Genomic DNA, 16,366 nt, shown 5'->3' on the forward strand with positions numbered 1-16,366 from the left:
AAAGTGACTAATTATTCATAAAAATACCCTATATCATTACATTTATAAACCCAAAATCCATGTCATAAATTTGTTATTATTTTATAGTTGATCTTAGGAAACGATAAATAAGGAATGTTTCATGAAAAAACTATCATTATTGCTGCTCACAGCTGCATTCACCACCACCAGTGTTTTTGCTGCCGATGTATTAAATAATAGCGAATGGAAAACCATTGATGACGAAACTGGGAAACCCAAGGCTTTGGTGAGTTTTAAACAGCAAGCCAATGGCACATTCACTGCAACCATTAGTAAATCTTTAGACCCAAATGTTGAAAAAGGCTGTAATACCTGTGCCGGTGCTTTAAAAGGTAAACCGCTTGAGGGGGTCACCATTGTGCGTAATTTAAAAGCTGTGTCAGCCGGTAAGTATGATGGTGGCACAATTTTAGATCCAAAATCGGGTAAGAGCTATAAAATGAAAGCCGAGCTTTCACCCGATGGTAAAAAACTGCAAGTACGAGGTTATATCGGTATTTCTGCATTGGGTCGCAACCAGACTTGGCTGCGTGCTAATTAATAAATAAATGAGATTAATCCATAATGCTGTGTTGCTAACTACTTGTATTGACAAGCAGTTAGCCTTTTAGCTGTGCATATTGTGCTGGATCAAAACCAACTAAAATACCTTGGTCTGTTTCCAGCACAGGACGTTTAATCATACTCGGATGTGCAATTAAACTTTCTACCAGTTGAGTCTGATTTTCCAGTGCAAACGCTTGTTGTTCTGGCATCAGTTTTTTCCACGTTGTGCCTTTTTTATTGAGTAATACATCCCGATTGACCTGTTTTAGCCATGTATTCAAGGTGTCTGCGTCAATCCCTAGTTTTTTATAATCATGAAATTCATAATTTAAACCTTGCTCATCAAGTGCAGTAAATGCCTTTTTCATGGTGCTACAATTTTTAATACCGTAAATTTTTAACATGTGATTTTTCTCTCGTTTAGCAGATGGATCATTATAACAAGTTATGCCGTTCGGCCTGTATAGCGGGTGGTAATTGTTCGCCCAGCGAACTTAGGGTTTCACGCTCAATTAGACGTACAATGGAATCCAGTGGCAAATCATTTTCCTGTACGCCAAAGGGTTCTTCCAGTTGTGCGCTTAAGGCATCAAGTCCCAAAAACATATATGCCAGTAAACCGACCAAGAAAGGTGTCCAGATTCCGAGAACAGATTCCAGACTAAAAGGCAGCATAATGCAAAAACAATAGACTGCACGATGCAGTAAAACCGAATAGGCAAATGGCAAGGGCGTACTGGCAATACGGTCACAACCAGCTTGAATATTGCCCATCTCAACCACATGATGATTCAATGTACTATAGACAATATCGCTGATTTCACCGATCTTTAATGCATTGATGAGCTCTTTTTGAATTTTTTCCAGCGTAAATTGCGGTGCATTAATATGTTGGTTGAGTTTATGCACCGTATGTTCATTAATCCGCCCATATTCTAGAAATTGTGTCGGATGGGCAGTTTGATGGCGCAAGCGATCACGCAATAGATTGGTAAAAATCAGCATTTGATGCAACACGCGCTCACGTCGGACATCGCTTAAAACATGGCTATCCCGCACCATATGACGTGTATTGGCAATCAGGGCACCCCAGAGTTTTCGACCTTCCCACCAGCGGTCATAACAAGCCGTATTTCGAAAGCCTAGAAAAATCGACAGGATCACTCCGAAAATAGTAAATCCAATGCTGGGGACTTCAGGAACATGTACGATCTGATGCAAAGTTAATGCACCAATCGCTGCCGAACATAGCATTAAGATAATGAGCGCAGGTAAAACCTTGGGTAAAATTGTACCTTGCCATGAAAATAACAAAGCAAAACTGTTACTTTTATTACGAATAATCATGAAGTTTTCTAAGGTGAATAGGGAAAATGGTTTGCTGCACAGTTATAAACCCTTGTCGAAATAAAGACAAGATCCGGTTTAAATCCTCTATAGAAATGATTCTGTGACAAAAACCTATTTGCGTTATATGACTTTGGCATTACAATGAAATTGGCGATATTGTCTTTATTCTTGTTAAAAGCTCGTGACAGAAAATCAAACAAAACCCCGAAATATTATGATGATGGCTGCTGGAACTGGTGGTCATGTCTTTCCTGCTTTGGCAGTTGCCAAGGAATTACAACAACGTGGTCATCAGGTGTGCTGGCTGGCCACACCTGCCGGTATGGAAAACCGTCTTTTAAAGCAGCATGACGATATTGCCCTTTATCAGATTGATATTCAGGGTGTGCGTGGCAATGGTTTAATCCGCAAACTGGCTGCACCTTTTAAAATTCTAAAAGCTACTTTATCCGCGATGCGTATTATGAAAACGCATAATATCGATGCCGTGGCAGGATTTGGCGGCTATGTCGCAGGTCCAGGTGGGTTAGCTGCACGTTTGCTCGGTATTCCTGTTCTTATTCATGAGCAAAATGCGGTTGCCGGATTTACCAATACGCAATTGGCGCGCATTGCCAAAACCATATGTCAGGCATTTCCGAATACCTTTCCGGCCAAAGCCAATATCGTCACGACGGGTAATCCGGTACGTAAGGAAATCTGTGAAATTTTATCGCCACAATGGCGCTATGATCAGCGGACCAGTCAACAACAATCTTTACGGGTATTAATTGTTGGTGGGTCACTAGGCGCACAAGCTTTAAATGAGCGGATTCCGGCTGCATTAACGGCCTTACAATTGCCATTGTCAGTATATCATCAATGTGGGCAGCAACAACTTGACGCCACTCGACAGCGTTATCAAACATTGGATAAGGTTACTGGTTTTCAGGCAGAAGTTGTACCATTTATTGAAGATATGGCCCAGGCTTATTCAGATGCAGATTTGATTATTTGCCGCGCTGGTGCATTAACCGTCACCGAAATTGCAACTGCGGGTGTTGCTGCGATTTTTGTGCCGTTGCCGATTGCAGTGGATGATCACCAAACTGCCAATGCCCATTATCTGGCCGATGTCGGTGCTGCAAAAATTTGTCAGCAGGCCGGCATGACCCCGGAAAGTCTGGCGGTATTATTGCAGCCATTGATGAACCGCCACATATTGGCAGAAATGGCAGTCAAAGCCAGACAACAAGCCCAGACACAAGCAACATCTGACGTTGCAAATTTAATTGAAGCTTTATCATAATGAGTCATTCCATGCCTGAAAATTCAACTGTGAAGAAAAACACCACACAACTGATTAAAATTCCAGAAATGCGCCGGATCAAACATATCCATTTTGTCGGGATTGGTGGGGCAGGGATGTGCGGGATTGCCGAAGTTCTCAAAAATCAGGGCTATCGTGTTTCGGGTTCAGACATTAAATCATCGAAAACCACAGCACAGCTTGAAGAAAATGGTATTAAGGTCTTTATTGGGCATGATGCCAAAAATATTGAGGATGCCAATGTACTGGTGGTTTCAACTGCAATTGATCCCGAAAATCCAGAAATTAAAAGTGCTTTGGAAAAACGTATTCCGGTGGTGCGTCGGGCAGAAATGCTGGGTGAGTTGATGCGTTATCGTCATGGTATTGCTGTGGCGGGGACGCATGGTAAAACCACCACCACCAGTTTGCTAACCTGTATGCTGGCAGAAGAAAATCTCGATCCGACCTACGTGATCGGTGGTTTGCTTAACCGTACCGGTGTCAATGCTGCCCTTGGTGCGAGTCGTTATATTGTGGCCGAAGCGGATGAGTCCGATGCCTCCTTTTTATATCTGGAGCCGATGGCGGCCATTGTGACCAATATTGATGCCGATCATATGGATACCTATGGCGGCAGCTTTGATAATCTGAAAAATACTTTTGTACAATTCCTGCAAAAACTGCCATTTTATGGTTTGGCCGTGGTGTGTGGTGATGATGCCAATATTCAGGAAATAATTCCCCGTGTTGGCCGTCCTATTCTGACCTATGGTTTTGGCGAAGATAACGATATTCGTGCAATTGATGTTGAACAAGATGGTATGCAGTCACACTTTACCGTATTACGTAAAACACATGAACCACTGCGTTTAACCATCAATCAGCCTGGATTACATAATATTTTAAATGCACTGGCTGCGATTGGTGTTGCGACTGATGAAGGGGTTTCTGATGCGGCAATCGCCCGTGCGCTGGAAAGCTTTAGTGGCGTTGGTCGTCGTTTTCAGGTGCAGGGTGAATATACACTGGGTGATGGAAACGTAAAACTGGTGGATGACTATGGACATCATCCCAAAGAAGTGGAAGCTACCATTAAAGCTGCCCGTCAAAGCCATCCGGAGCGTCGTCTGGTGATGCTGTTTCAGCCACATCGTTTTAGCCGGACACGAGATTGTTTTGATGATTTTGTTGAAGTATTGTCCAAAGTCGATGTATTGTTATTAATGGAAGTTTATCCTGCGGGTGAAAAACCGATTGTGGGTGCAGATAGCCGTACACTTGCCCGCAGTTTGCGCTTGCGTGGACAGGTTGATCCAATTGTGGTTGATCCTGTCGACACCCAGTTACCTGAAATTTTAAAGAATTTGTTACAACCAAATGATCTTTTGCTTACACAAGGTGCAGGTAATGTGGGCGCAGTTTCAGTAGAATTGGCACAGCATCAGCTTTATTTATCGTTTTAATTTTAATTTATTTTGATTATTAAGGAATTCACCGTGACACAGGTGCAAGAAAAATTCGGAAAAGTAGCTGTTTTACTGGGTGGAAAATCTGCGGAACGTCAGGTTTCTTTGAATAGTGGACAGGCAGTACTGGAAGCATTGCTGCGTTCCGGTGTTGATGCCGAAGCATTTGATCCACTGACCACAGATGTCACAGAATTGAAAAATTATGATCGTGCTTTTATCGTCTTGCATGGTCGTGGCGGTGAAGATGGTCAGATTCAAGGCGTACTGGAATGGTTGAATGTGCCTTATACCGGAACTGGTGTACAGGGTTCTGCCATTGGTATGGACAAAGTGAAAACCAAGCAGATCTGGCAAGGCAGTGATTTACCGACAGCACCTTATCGCCTGATTTCACCGCAAAGTGATTTTGAAAAGGTGGCACAGGATCTGGCTTTACCTGTCATTATCAAACCAGTACATGAAGGTTCAAGTATTGGCATGAGCAAGGTCGAAAAAATTGAAGATTTTGCCGCAGCGTTGTCCAAAGCCACAGCGCATGATTCAATTGTCATGGCAGAACAATGGATTTCGGGTCGTGAATTTACCGTGATCATTTTAAACGGTCAGGCCTTACCCGTGATTCGTTTGGAACCCCCAAAAGATGTGGCATTTTATGATTATGAATCAAAATATAATCGTAATGACACCACCTATGGTATTCCAAGCGGGTTGTCTGAGCAGGAAGAACAAAGCTTACAACAACTTGCATTAAGAGCCTTTCAGGCAGTAGGTGCATCGGGTTGGGGGCGTATTGATGCCATGCAGGATGAACAGGGTAATTTCTGGTTACTTGAAGTGAATACCGTACCCGGCATGACCGATCATTCTTTGGTGCCAAAAGCTGCGCAGGCAGTCGGTTATAGTTTCGATCAATTGTGTCTGACCATACTTGAGCAGACACTAAACTAAGAACACAATTATATGGCACAGCTTCCGGTCTCATTACGTCGACGCAAACCTGCAACGACCTCAATCCATGACAAGCCACCAGAGCTTAAAGACAAGGCTTTTGAGTGGGGGAGCTGGTTATTGCTGGTGCTTGCCTGTGCCGTGTTGTTATTCGGTGGTTATGTCTTGTGGCAGCGTATGCAACAGGCAAAAATTGCCCACATACAGATCATAGGGGTGACGCCTGCCGAGCAGCAGTATTTGACCACATTTCTGGACAAGGATACGCAAGGTAGCTATTTTACTGCCGACCTTGAGCAAATTCGTGATCAGGCATTGACCCTGTCATGGGTTGATCGTGTCGTAGTATCGAGAGCATGGCCCGATTCATTGGTGATTCGTGTGACACCACGACATGCCATTGCTCGTTGGGGGACCGGACGGTTGCTCAGTGATGATGGCGTGGTATTTAAACCGATTCAACAGATAGATACCACTCATTTACCTTTATTGCATGGACCGTTAAGCCAATCCCGTGTGATGATGACCAAATATCGTGATATCAGTCAGATGTTTGAACCCATGAATTTACATCTAAAAGAATTATATTTAACAGAACGTATGACTTGGTTTATGCAATTTGATAACGGGTTGCGTGTCATTGTTGATCAGGATCAGACCATGGGTAAATTACAACGTTTAAGTGCGTTGTCAAAAGCAGATTTACAGCAGGTCTGGGATAAAATTGCCGCAATTGATTTGCGTTATCGCAATGGATTGGCGATTCAGTGGAAAAATTCGCAGCCACCACAAATTGTAAATGGGCACTTTATTGTCGCAGAACCTGTAATTGATGTTGCGACACAGGGACCACAAACCCCATAATAGGGCATTTAAATTTAACCAAAGACTGTATTTTGCAGTTTCAACAACAAATATGGTAATGAGTCATGAGTGAAGCTGTTCCATCGGTTGTGGCAATTGATATTGGAACACATAAAGTGTCGGTATTGATCGGCAAGGTACACGCCCAGGACAAAATAGAAGTTGTCGGTATGGCATACGCACGTAATCGTGGTATGAACAAAGGCAAAATCATTAGTCTTGAAAAAGTTGTATCTGCTATTAAAAATGCCGTACAGGAAGCAGAAGACATGGCTGAGTGTCGTGTGCATAGTGCGTGGATTGCCATTCCGAGTACCGAATTACGTAGTTTTTATGCTTCTGGTCGCACCCCTATCCTCAATCACGATCAAACCATCACCACCAGCGAACTGGTTCGTGCGCTTGAACTGGCCAAAGCAAGCCATGTGACGGCAGATTATTACCTTGCCAGTGCGGTACCTTTAGGCTTTGCCGTAGATGACAATGATGAGTGGGTACAAAACCCGATTGGATTGTCGGCTCATAGTGTCACCGGACATTATCAATTGATGATGTTGCCGATCAGTACCATGCAAAATCTGGATAAGGCATTAAAAAATGCCGGCATTGGTGTGGAAAAAATGGTGATATCAACCCTTGCCACGTCAGAAGCCAGCTTGCTCAAAGATGAGAAGGAATATGGCGTTTGTCTAATTGATATTGGCGCGGGAACAACCAACATTGCGGTTTATTTTGGTGGGCATCTGGCCTTTGCCTGTACCTTGCAACTTGGTGGTGAACATGTCACCCGTGACATAGCCGCAGTCTTGCAAACCACCACAGATGAAGCCGAGCGTTTAAAAAATCTGCATGGTTGTGTCGATCATAATGTTATTAAACCCGACCACATGATTCAGGTGCAAGGTATTGATGGTCCTCAAACCATTAGCCGTATTGAGCTAGCAGATATCATCGTGGCACGTTATGAAGATATCTTTGATCGTATTCTGGAAAATCTTGAGCGGAATGGTGTGCTGGATGGTTTACATCATGGTGTCGTGCTGACTGGTGATGCTGCACAAATTGAAGGTGCGGTCAATCTAGCACGTCGTAAATTGGGTGTGTCTGCGCATTTGGGCAATCCACCTTTACAGGTCTATGGCAAAGACGAATTATTGCCAGCCTTGCGACGTTCACTTTATACGACTGCCAGTGGCTTACTGATGTTTAGTCAAAGTGAACTGGAACAAAGCGTTACGCAGCCTGAAGATCAGGTTGAATCCTCATGGCAGCGTTTTGTTGAGCATTGTAATGCTGCATTTAACAAGTTGAAAAACTTATTTTAGACAAACAATGTTTTTTGTTTGTAATAAATTAACAAGTTGCTGTCACAAACTTGGGTCAGCATGCTAATATTTAATCTTTATCGCGTACAGCAGTATACGGGCATCAGTGGCTGCTAGAATATTTTGGAAGTCGGAAGGTCATGGCATTTACATTGTTAGAAGACGAAGTATCAGATAATAACGGTCAGGCTCGTTTTACAGTTTTTGGGGTTGGCGGTGGCGGCGGTAATGCTGTACAAAACATGGTTGAACAGCAGATTAACGGTGTGAAATTTGTTTGTGCCAACACAGATAAACAAGCCTTAGATCGTATGGCCTCTCCGAATAAAATCCAGCTGGGTGAGCAATGTACACGTGGTTTGGGCGCAGGTGCCAATCCTGAAGTTGGCCGTGAAGCGGCAGAAGAAACTCGTGATACCATTCGTCAACACCTTGAAGGCACTGATATGGTATTTGTCACTGCCGGTATGGGTGGTGGTACAGGTACGGGTGCAGCGCCTGTGGTTGCCGAAGTAGCCAAAGAAATGGGCGTGCTCACGGTTGGTGTGGTGACTACACCTTTTGAGTTTGAAGGTCGCCGCCGCTTAAAAGCTGCGGAACAGGGTATCGAAAACCTTGAAAAAAATGTTGATTCTTTAATCATTATTCCCAATGAACGTCTGCTTGAAGTTTACGGCGATATTTCAATGAAAGATGCCTATAAAAAGGCAGATGATGTATTGTTAAATGCAGTACGTAGTATCTTTGATCTGGTGGTCAATCATGGTCATATCAACCTTGATTTTGCCGATTTGAAAACGGCCATGAGTACGCGTGGTTACGCCATGATGGGTGCTGGTATTGGTCGCGGTGAAAAACGTGCTGAACAGGCTGCCGAAATGGCCATTCGTAGTCCATTGCTTGATAATGTTAATATCAAAAATGCCAAGGGTGTATTATTAAATATTACCGGTGGCGAAGATTTAACGTTAAAAGAAGCCAAAACCATCGCCAATATCGTGAGTTCAATTGTTGACGAGGATGAAGCACAGTTCTTCTATGGTACTGTGTTTGATCCGGATGTACGTGATGAAATCCGCGTGACAGTGATTGCAACTGGTTTAACCCGCAATGCGGATCCTGTCCCTGTAAAAACCCATCCATCTGCTGCGGTAAATACACAGCAAGTCAATGCAGACGGATCGATTGATGCTGATGACGTCCCTGCAATTAATAAACTACGTCAGCAGCAGTCACCTATTGCCAATGAACAAGCTAGATCCACAGCAACAACGAATACTCGTCCAACACCGATGAGTATTCAGGATTATTTGAAGAATCAACAACGTAAGTAGTTTATTTTTGCACTGAAATCGGCTGGAAAAAGGACAGTAAGTATACTTATTGTCCTTTTTTGTTTTGTTGAATGAGAATTTATGCTAATTTAGCAGCTCGAAATAAAGTTGTAAGTAAATATGTTAAAGCAGCGGACAATCAAACAAATCGTTCGAGCCAGCGGTATCGGTCTCCATAGTGGGGAAAAAGTTCAAATCAACTTTTTGCCGCATCACTGTGATGGCGGTATTGTTTTTAGACGTATTGATTTGCAACCTCATGTTGATATTCCAGCTGAAGCCATGCTGATTCAGGAAGCCTTTATGTGTTCCAACCTGATCAAGGGTGAGGTCAAAATTGGCACAATTGAGCATTTGATGAGTGCAATTGCCGGCTTGGGAATTGATAATCTTATCGTAGAAGTCGATGCATCAGAGTTACCGATTATGGATGGAAGTGCAGGTCCATTTATTTATCTGCTGTTGCAGGGTGAGTTAATCGAACAATCCGAACCCAAAAAATTTATAAGAATTAAAAAGCCTATCCATGCCAGTATTGATGATAAAACCGCAGCCTTTGAACCCTTTGATGGCTTTGAATTGAATTTTACCATTGATTTTGATCATCCTGCGTTTGATAAAAAATACCAATCGACCTCAATATTATTTTCAACCGCAAATTTTGTGGAACAGGTGAGCGAAGCACGCACCTTTGGCTTTGTTAAAGATCTGGAATATCTGCAATCGCACAATCTGGCTTTAGGCGCCAATCTGGATAATGCGATCGGTCTTGATGAACAAGGTGTGGTCAATGAAGAAGGATTACGCTTTGCAGACGAGTTTGTACGTCACAAAGTGCTTGATGCCATTGGTGATCTCTATTTGCTGGGACATCAGATTATTGCCAAGTTCACGGCCTTCAAATCGGGACATGCCCTGAACAATCAATTATTGCGGTCCGTCAAAGACGATCCGGAAAGTTATGAAATTGTAACTTTTTATGATGATGGTTCTTGTCCGATTAAGTATGTCTCTTTAAGCTAAGTCGTTGTGTTTTAAATAACAATGTTATATTGTTACATTGTATCCAGACCTTGAATGACAAGGCTTTGACCAAATTTGATCTATTTTTATTCACTTTCTGTCTGATCAACACTTGCCAAACGTTGTAAAGCTTGGCTAAGCTTAGCGTCTTTCACGAGATGAGCAGCTTGTTGTAACGCTTGTTGAGTTTCGTTGGACAAAAGTTTTTTTCGTGTATACTTTTTGCTAGTCGGTTTAGGGGGGGAATGCAAGACCACTTGTATTCGGTCTAGTTCGGTTAGCGCAGGGATTGCTTTTAAATTCCGTATATATTGGCTGTGCAGATATCGCACCTGACTAATCAATGCCTGATTGTCTCCCGCGATGGTAAGCGTACCATGTTGATAACATACAACCTGCCAACGCCCTTGTGGCGGAAAGTAAGGTTGAACTAATAGTGTAAGTTTTTGCCACTGTGCAACTTGTGTTTGAAGAAACGAAAAGTTTCCTACAGGTTGTGATGATGCTTGAGACAAAGCAGTAAATAATGGTTTTGACTGACGCATGATTTGCCTGAATCGTTGGATAAAAGGTGAATATAGTTAGGCACGATTTATCTACTTGTGCAAGTAGGGCTACATCTTAGACTGAAATGGGAAATAGAGGTTATTTATGCAGATTCGTCGTTTTTTACTTGCCTTATCATTTGCGAGTTCAGCAATGTCAGTGGCATTCGCAGATTATCAATCTTTAAATAATAATGTAGTTGCTAATGATCGTCTTGAACAATTATCACGTACGTTAAGTGCCGGGACGTATACTACAGTCTCATATCGTAGTGGCAACAATCAGGAAGATGCTGCGCCAATCGAATTAAATAATGCAACCTTAAGCAGTAAATATGGGGCTTCCAATAGCGCACTCAGTACATGGATGGTGACACATCCAATTAAAAATGCCCGGATTAGTTCCGAATATGGAACTCGTACACTTTTGGGTTCAACCCGTCATCATTCCGGTATTGATTTTGCAGCACCGTCTGGTACACCGATTTATGCGACTGGTCCAGGTATTGTGACAAAATCAGGCTGGGGTACAGGCTATGGGAATTATGTTGAAGTTGATCATGGTAATGGTTATACCACACGCTATGCACATGCTTCACGCTTAAATGTCAGTGTAGGTGATCGGGTCAATGCCGGCGAGCATATTGCCAATGTGGGGTGTACAGGCCGTTGTACAGGTCCTCATTTACATTTTGAAGTGGTTAAATCTGGTAAGCGTCAGAATCCGTCAACCTATTTGGCCATGTTGCCATAAATTTGATTCGACTTTTATTTTCCAAAAAAGTCGCCATTCGGCGATTTTTTTATAGAGACTAAAAAATTTAAAATAGATCAAGAATACAATCGTCCGCATCTGCTTTAGCATGAATATAAATTATAATGATGCATTTTGTATGATAATTAGACAAACAGGCGCTTTTTTTGTTGTGTTTTGTAAAATATAGGCTTTTGCCATTTTTTAAAAAAATATAGGCTTTATTCTGTATTCATTTTCAGATCTAACACTTTTTGCTTTAGATCTGTAAAATTCAGGGACTGGTTAAGAGATAGGTGAAAATATGGCTTTTTATGGCGATACAGATGCGTTGGAAACTCAAGAATGGCAAGAAGCTTTCGATTCTGTGATCGAACATATGGGATCGGAACGAGCAGCATTCTTATTGCAAATACTTTATCAACGTGCGATCGCAAAACATTTACCGATTCAACGATTAAATACACCCTATCTCAATACCATTTCGGTTGATGAAGAACCTGCTATGCCGGGCGATCAGGATATGGAACGTCGTATTCGTGCCTTGATCCGCTGGAATGCATTGGCGATGGTCTTACGCGCCAACAAAACTGGCGATGATCTAGGTGGGCATTTGGCAAGTTTTGCTTCTTCAGCCACACTCTATGATGTTGGCTTTAACCACTTTTTCCGTGCAGCCAATGATCATTTTGGCGGCGATATGATTTATTATCAAGGCCATTGTGCACCGGGGATTTATGCACGTTCTTATTTGGAAGGTCGTTTGACCGATGAACAACTCGCCAATTTTCGCCGTGAAGTCAATGGTAATGGTTTACCGAGTTATCCGCATCCGTATTTAATGCCGGATTACTGGCAGTTTCCAACGGTGTCGATGGGACTTGGACCGATCATGTCGATTTATCAGGCACATATTCAAAAATATTTAATGAACCGTGGTTTGATTAAAGAAGAAGATCGTAAAATCTGGGCATATCTGGGTGATGGTGAAATGGATGAACCCGAAAGTCTGGGTGCAATTTCACTGGCAGGTCGTGAAAAGCTGGATAATCTGATTTGGGTGGTCAACTGTAACTTACAGCGCCTAGATGGTCCGGTGCGAGGCAATGGCAAGATTATTCAGGAATTAGAATCATTATTCCGTGGTGCTGGCTGGCGTGTGATTAAAGTGGTCTGGGGACGTCATTGGGATCCGCTTTTGGCCCAAGATAAATCCGGTGCATTAAAAGCTCGTATGGAAGAAGCGGTAGATGGTGATTATCAACGCTATCAAGTGAAAGGTGGCGGTTATGCCAGAGAGCATTTCTTTGGTCAATATCCGGAATCTGCGGAACTGGTCAAACATTTAAGTGATGATGACATTGATGCCTTAAATCGTGGTGGTCATGATCCGTATAAAGTCTATGCGGCCTATGCCGAAGCAACCAAGAGCAATGGTCAGCCCACTGTGATTCTGGCAAAAACCGTAAAAGGCTATGGTTTGTCCGATGAGATTGAAGCCGTCAATAAAACGCATCAGATCAAGAAAATGCACATTGATTCACTTAAATATGTGCGCAACCGTTTTAATTTACCGTTTTCTGATGAACAACTGGAAGAATTACCCTTCTATCGTCCCAGCGAAAATTCACCTGAAATGAAATATCTCAAAGGTCGTCGTGAATCACTGGGGGGTTATTTGCCCGCACGCCGTAAAGAAAGTGTCTCTTTACCAATTCCGGAACTCTCAGTATTTGATGCGGTGTTAAGTGGTAGCAATGGTAAAGAACAATCCACGACCATGGTGATGGTGCGTCTGATTTCTGCCTTGTTAAAAGAAAAAGAACTGAAAAATCATGTGGTACCGATTGTGCCTGATGAAGCACGTACTTTTGGTCTGGAAGGAATGTTCCGCCAATTGGGGATCTATGCAGCACACGGGCAAAAATACACTCCGGAAGACAATGAACAGCTCATGAATTATCGTGAAGCTAAAGATGGTCACATGTTGCAAGAAGGGATCAATGAAGCTGGAGCAATGAGTGCTTGGGCGGCATTGGGTAGCAGTTATTCGACCAATAACCTGCCGATGATTCCGATGTATATGTATTACTCGATGTTTGGTTTCCAGCGGATCGGTGATATTGCTTGGGCAGCAGGTGATGCACAGGCTCAAGGGTTCTTACTCGGTGCCACAGCGGGACGTACCACACTTAACGGTGAAGGGTTACAACATCAGGATGGGCATTCGCATATTCTGGCAAGTACGATTCCAAACTGTGTGGCTTATGATCCATGTTTTGGTTATGAGCTTGCAGTGATCGTACATGATGGTTTAAAACGCATGTATGTCGAGCAGGAACGTGTGTTCTATTATTTGACCCTGATGAATGAAAATTATGCTCATCCGGAAATGCCAAAAGGTGTTGAAGAAGGTATCCGTAAAGGCATGTATTTGCTTGAGAAGGATGACAAAGCCACTGTACAACTGTTGGGTGCTGGCGTGATCTTGCGTGAAGTGATCAAGGCTGCACAAATTCTGCGTGACGAATATCAAATTCATGCCAATGTCTGGAGCGTAACCAGCTTTAACGAACTGGCACGTGACGGTATGGCATGTGAAGAATATAACCGCAAGCATCCGGTGAGTGAAGAAACCAGAGAAAGCTGGGTATCACAGCAGCTTCGTCCTTATGAAGGGATCGTGGTGTCTGCAACTGATCATATCCGTTTATACAGCGAACAGATTCGTGCTTATTTACCAGAAGGTCGTCCTTTTGTGGCGTTGGGTACAGATGGTTATGGCCGTTCCGATACTCGTGAAAATTTAAGAAGTTATTTTGAAGTGGATGCTGCGCATATTGTGGTGGCGACGCTGAAAAAACTTGCTGATGAAGGCGAGGTGGAAAACCGTCTGGTTAAGGATGCGATTTCTAGTCTGGAAATTGATATTGATCGTCCATCGCCATGGAAACCGCAAGCACATGCCGAAGTTCAGGCTGTTGCAGAATATATCGAACCGAATGCTTCGGAGGAGAAATAATCATGCAAATTACAACTCCTGATATTGGTGTAGATAAGGCAGTCGTTGCGGAAATTTTGGTGAGTGTGGGCGATACGATTCAGGAAAATGACAGCATTGTCCTACTTGAATCGGATAAGGCCTCGGTAGAAGTACCCAGTACTGCGGCTGGGGTGGTAAAAGCCATTCTGGTTAAGCAGGGCGATGATGTGACAGAGGGTACTGTACTGATTGAGCTTGACTCAGAAGCATCAGCATCAAATGCCGAACAAGAGAAAGCGACTGATCCATCAGCCGAGCAAACCGCAGAACCTGTTAAATCAGAATCTCCAGCAGATGCAGCGCCAGAAAAAACCGAATCGAAAGAGCAGCCACAAACCACTGGTGAAACACAGGAAGTTGAATTAAAAGTTCCTGATATTGGTGTAGAAAAGGCGGCAATCGCTGAAATTCTGATACAGGTCGGCGATCAGATTGCCGTCGATGATAGTGTTGTTGTTGCCGAATCAGATAAAGCGACTGTGGAAATTCCAAGTACTGTTGCCGGTGAAGTAACGTCTATCGCTGTGAAAGCAGGTGATATGGTTAAAGAAGGTACATTGCTGTTAACCGTTAAAACCGCAGGTGCTGCGTCTGCCAAGCCCGCTGTTGCCGAGAAATCGACTGTTACCGAAAAGCCAGCACCAGCAGCAGAAAAACCAGCGGCTGTTAAAGCTGATCCGGTGACAACGACTGAAAAGCCTGCTACGCCAAGTTCTACAGATACTGCAAAACTAACCGATGAACAACAAGCTGCTAATGCCAAAGTTTATGCCGGTCCTGCGGTACGTCAGTTGGCACGGGAACTCGGCGTGCTACTTGCTGAAGTCAAGGCATCTGGTGAACATGGTCGAATCCTAAAAGATGATGTCTTTGCCTATGTGAAGACACGTCTTAGTCAACCGGCTGCAAAACAGACGGCTGCGCCTGTTGCTTCTGGCTTACCGCCATTACCGGATTTTTCTAGCTATGGTGGTGGTGAAGTCAAAGCCATGACACGCTTACAGCAAGTGTCAGTGCCACAGCTTTCTTTAAATAACTTTATTCCACAAGTGACCCAATTTGATCTGGCAGATATTACTGCACTTGAAGCATGGCGTGGTGAGCTCAAAGAAGGCTTTAAAAAACAGGGAATTGGTTTAACCATTCTGGCATTTATCGCCAAGGCAACTGCTTATCTGTTAAAAGAAGAACCTTATTTTGCTGGACATCTTGCTGACGATCAAAAATCGGTGTTGCTACGCAATGAAATTCACATTGGCATTGCCGTGGCAACGCCAGATGGCTTAACTGTACCAGTACTGCGTAATCCTGATCAGAAATCGATTAAGCAAATTGCACAGGAACTCGGAGAGCTTAGCCAGAAAGCACGTGATAAAAAACTTTCCCCGAAAGATTTGCAAGGTGCAAACTTTACCATTACCAGTCTGGGCAGTATTGGTGGCACGGCCTTTACCCCACTGGTGAACTGGCCACAAGTTGCGATTCTGGGTTTATCGCCTGCAACCATGCAACCCGTATGGAATGGTAAGGATTTTGAGCCACGGTTGATGTTGCCATTGTCCTTATCCTATGATCATCGTGTGATTAATGGTGCAGATGCGGCACGTTTTACCCGCAAACTCACCCTGTTATTAAAAGATATTCGTAATATTTTGCTTTAACAGCCCTGCTTTAAAATTTTCTAATGCGTCGATTTTCATTCAGGAAATCGACGCATTTCTTTTTATACAGATAGATGAATTTTTACACTTTTATATCGTAAAGTATTGATTGGTTTTTTGAATCATTTTTTTAGATTAATCGTTTTCATGATTGATTAAGTTGGTTAGATGATTGATTCATAAATATAAATA

The 16,366-nt window shown here is 43.1% G+C and carries 14 protein-coding genes; 11 read left to right on the plus strand and 3 right to left on the minus strand.

Annotated elements, in window-relative coordinates; genetic code table 11:
* Positions 1-121 precede the first annotated feature (121 nt).
* On the plus strand, positions 122-562 hold the full coding sequence (locus tag CRO21_RS12965) for a DUF2147 domain-containing protein (protein ID WP_097079739.1): 441 nt from the start codon (positions 122-124) through the stop codon (positions 560-562).
* A gap of 58 nt (positions 563-620) precedes the next feature.
* On the opposite strand, the gene CRO21_RS12970 is transcribed toward CRO21_RS12965, so the two are convergent.
* Positions 621-971 (minus strand): arsenate reductase, encoded by a 351-nt coding sequence (locus CRO21_RS12970; RefSeq protein WP_097079740.1) that lies wholly within the window; start codon positions 969-971, stop codon positions 621-623.
* Between the two features lie 31 nt (positions 972-1,002).
* Positions 1,003-1,914, minus strand: a complete 912-nt coding sequence (locus tag CRO21_RS12975) for a bestrophin family protein (RefSeq protein ID WP_097079741.1) — start codon at positions 1,912-1,914, stop codon at positions 1,003-1,005.
* 184 nt (positions 1,915-2,098) lie between these two features.
* On the opposite strand from CRO21_RS12975, the gene murG reads away from it, so the two are divergent.
* The 7 genes from murG (at position 2,099) to lpxC (ending at position 10,171) form a co-directional block, all read left to right on the plus strand.
* A complete protein-coding gene (gene murG, locus CRO21_RS12980; protein WP_097079742.1) occupies positions 2,099-3,205 on the plus strand; it encodes an undecaprenyldiphospho-muramoylpentapeptide beta-N-acetylglucosaminyltransferase in 1,107 nt (368 codons plus the stop codon).
* Positions 3,206-3,216: 11 nt separating this feature from the next.
* Positions 3,217-4,671 carry a UDP-N-acetylmuramate--L-alanine ligase gene (murC, locus tag CRO21_RS12985; protein ID WP_097079743.1) on the plus strand — a complete coding sequence of 485 codons (1,455 nt, stop codon included), beginning with the start codon at positions 3,217-3,219 and terminating at the stop codon, positions 4,669-4,671.
* A gap of 42 nt (positions 4,672-4,713) precedes the next feature.
* Positions 4,714-5,625, plus strand: coding sequence for a D-alanine--D-alanine ligase (locus CRO21_RS12990; RefSeq protein WP_097079808.1), 912 nt, complete (start codon positions 4,714-4,716; stop codon positions 5,623-5,625).
* Positions 5,626-5,637: 12 nt separating this feature from the next.
* Positions 5,638-6,489 carry a cell division protein FtsQ/DivIB gene (locus CRO21_RS12995; protein ID WP_097079744.1) on the plus strand — a complete coding sequence of 284 codons (852 nt, stop codon included), beginning with the start codon at positions 5,638-5,640 and terminating at the stop codon, positions 6,487-6,489.
* 65 nt (positions 6,490-6,554) lie between these two features.
* Positions 6,555-7,814 carry a cell division protein FtsA gene (ftsA, locus tag CRO21_RS13000; protein ID WP_097079745.1) on the plus strand — a complete coding sequence of 420 codons (1,260 nt, stop codon included), beginning with the start codon at positions 6,555-6,557 and terminating at the stop codon, positions 7,812-7,814.
* Between the two features lie 140 nt (positions 7,815-7,954).
* Positions 7,955-9,148 (plus strand): cell division protein FtsZ, encoded by a 1,194-nt coding sequence (gene ftsZ, locus CRO21_RS13005; RefSeq protein WP_097079746.1) that lies wholly within the window; start codon positions 7,955-7,957, stop codon positions 9,146-9,148.
* 120 nt (positions 9,149-9,268) lie between these two features.
* A complete protein-coding gene (lpxC, locus tag CRO21_RS13010; RefSeq protein WP_097079747.1) occupies positions 9,269-10,171 on the plus strand; it encodes a UDP-3-O-acyl-N-acetylglucosamine deacetylase in 903 nt (300 codons plus the stop codon).
* Positions 10,172-10,257: 86 nt separating this feature from the next.
* Here lpxC and CRO21_RS13015 read toward each other — a convergent pair whose 3' ends face one another.
* Positions 10,258-10,716 carry a DUF721 domain-containing protein gene (locus CRO21_RS13015; RefSeq protein WP_097079748.1) on the minus strand — a complete coding sequence of 153 codons (459 nt, stop codon included), beginning with the start codon at positions 10,714-10,716 and terminating at the stop codon, positions 10,258-10,260.
* A gap of 106 nt (positions 10,717-10,822) precedes the next feature.
* Here CRO21_RS13015 and CRO21_RS13020 point away from each other — a divergent pair, with 106 nt between their 5' ends.
* The 3 genes from CRO21_RS13020 (at position 10,823) to CRO21_RS13030 (ending at position 16,174) form a co-directional block, all read left to right on the plus strand.
* The gene (locus CRO21_RS13020) at positions 10,823-11,470 is read left to right on the plus strand and encodes a M23 family metallopeptidase (RefSeq protein WP_097079749.1); all 648 of its coding nucleotides are present in this window, start codon (positions 10,823-10,825) and stop codon (positions 11,468-11,470) included.
* Positions 11,471-11,774: 304 nt separating this feature from the next.
* The gene (aceE, locus tag CRO21_RS13025; RefSeq protein WP_097079750.1) at positions 11,775-14,492 is read left to right on the plus strand and encodes a pyruvate dehydrogenase (acetyl-transferring), homodimeric type; all 2,718 of its coding nucleotides are present in this window, start codon (positions 11,775-11,777) and stop codon (positions 14,490-14,492) included.
* Between the two features lie 2 nt (positions 14,493-14,494).
* Positions 14,495-16,174 (plus strand): 2-oxo acid dehydrogenase subunit E2, encoded by a 1,680-nt coding sequence (locus CRO21_RS13030; RefSeq protein ID WP_097079751.1) that lies wholly within the window; start codon positions 14,495-14,497, stop codon positions 16,172-16,174.
* The last annotated feature ends 192 nt before the right edge of the window (positions 16,175-16,366 follow it).

This window comes from Acinetobacter puyangensis (assembly GCF_900096995.1).
Taxonomy (GTDB): domain Bacteria; phylum Pseudomonadota; class Gammaproteobacteria; order Pseudomonadales; family Moraxellaceae; genus Acinetobacter; species Acinetobacter puyangensis.

Bases quoted from the DNA above. Each gene is read 5' to 3' on its own strand.
- aceE (WP_097079750.1), top strand. From the start codon at position 11,775: ATGGCTTTTTATGGCGATACAGATGCGTTGGAAACTCAAGAATGGCAA.
- CRO21_RS12995 (WP_097079744.1), top strand. From the start codon at position 5,638: ATGGCACAGCTTCCGGTCTCATTACGTCGACGCAAACCTGCAACGACC.
- lpxC (WP_097079747.1), top strand. From the start codon at position 9,269: ATGTTAAAGCAGCGGACAATCAAACAAATCGTTCGAGCCAGCGGTATC.
- CRO21_RS12970 (WP_097079740.1), bottom strand. From the start codon at position 971: ATGTTAAAAATTTACGGTATTAAAAATTGTAGCACCATGAAAAAGGCA.
- murC (WP_097079743.1), top strand. From the start codon at position 3,217: ATGCCTGAAAATTCAACTGTGAAGAAAAACACCACACAACTGATTAAA.
- CRO21_RS12975 (WP_097079741.1), bottom strand. From the start codon at position 1,914: ATGATTATTCGTAATAAAAGTAACAGTTTTGCTTTGTTATTTTCATGG.
- CRO21_RS13030 (WP_097079751.1), top strand. From the start codon at position 14,495: ATGCAAATTACAACTCCTGATATTGGTGTAGATAAGGCAGTCGTTGCG.
- CRO21_RS13015 (WP_097079748.1), bottom strand. From the start codon at position 10,716: ATGCGTCAGTCAAAACCATTATTTACTGCTTTGTCTCAAGCATCATCA.
- ftsA (WP_097079745.1), top strand. From the start codon at position 6,555: ATGAGTGAAGCTGTTCCATCGGTTGTGGCAATTGATATTGGAACACAT.
- CRO21_RS13020 (WP_097079749.1), top strand. From the start codon at position 10,823: ATGCAGATTCGTCGTTTTTTACTTGCCTTATCATTTGCGAGTTCAGCA.
- ftsZ (WP_097079746.1), top strand. From the start codon at position 7,955: ATGGCATTTACATTGTTAGAAGACGAAGTATCAGATAATAACGGTCAG.
- CRO21_RS12965 (WP_097079739.1), top strand. From the start codon at position 122: ATGAAAAAACTATCATTATTGCTGCTCACAGCTGCATTCACCACCACC.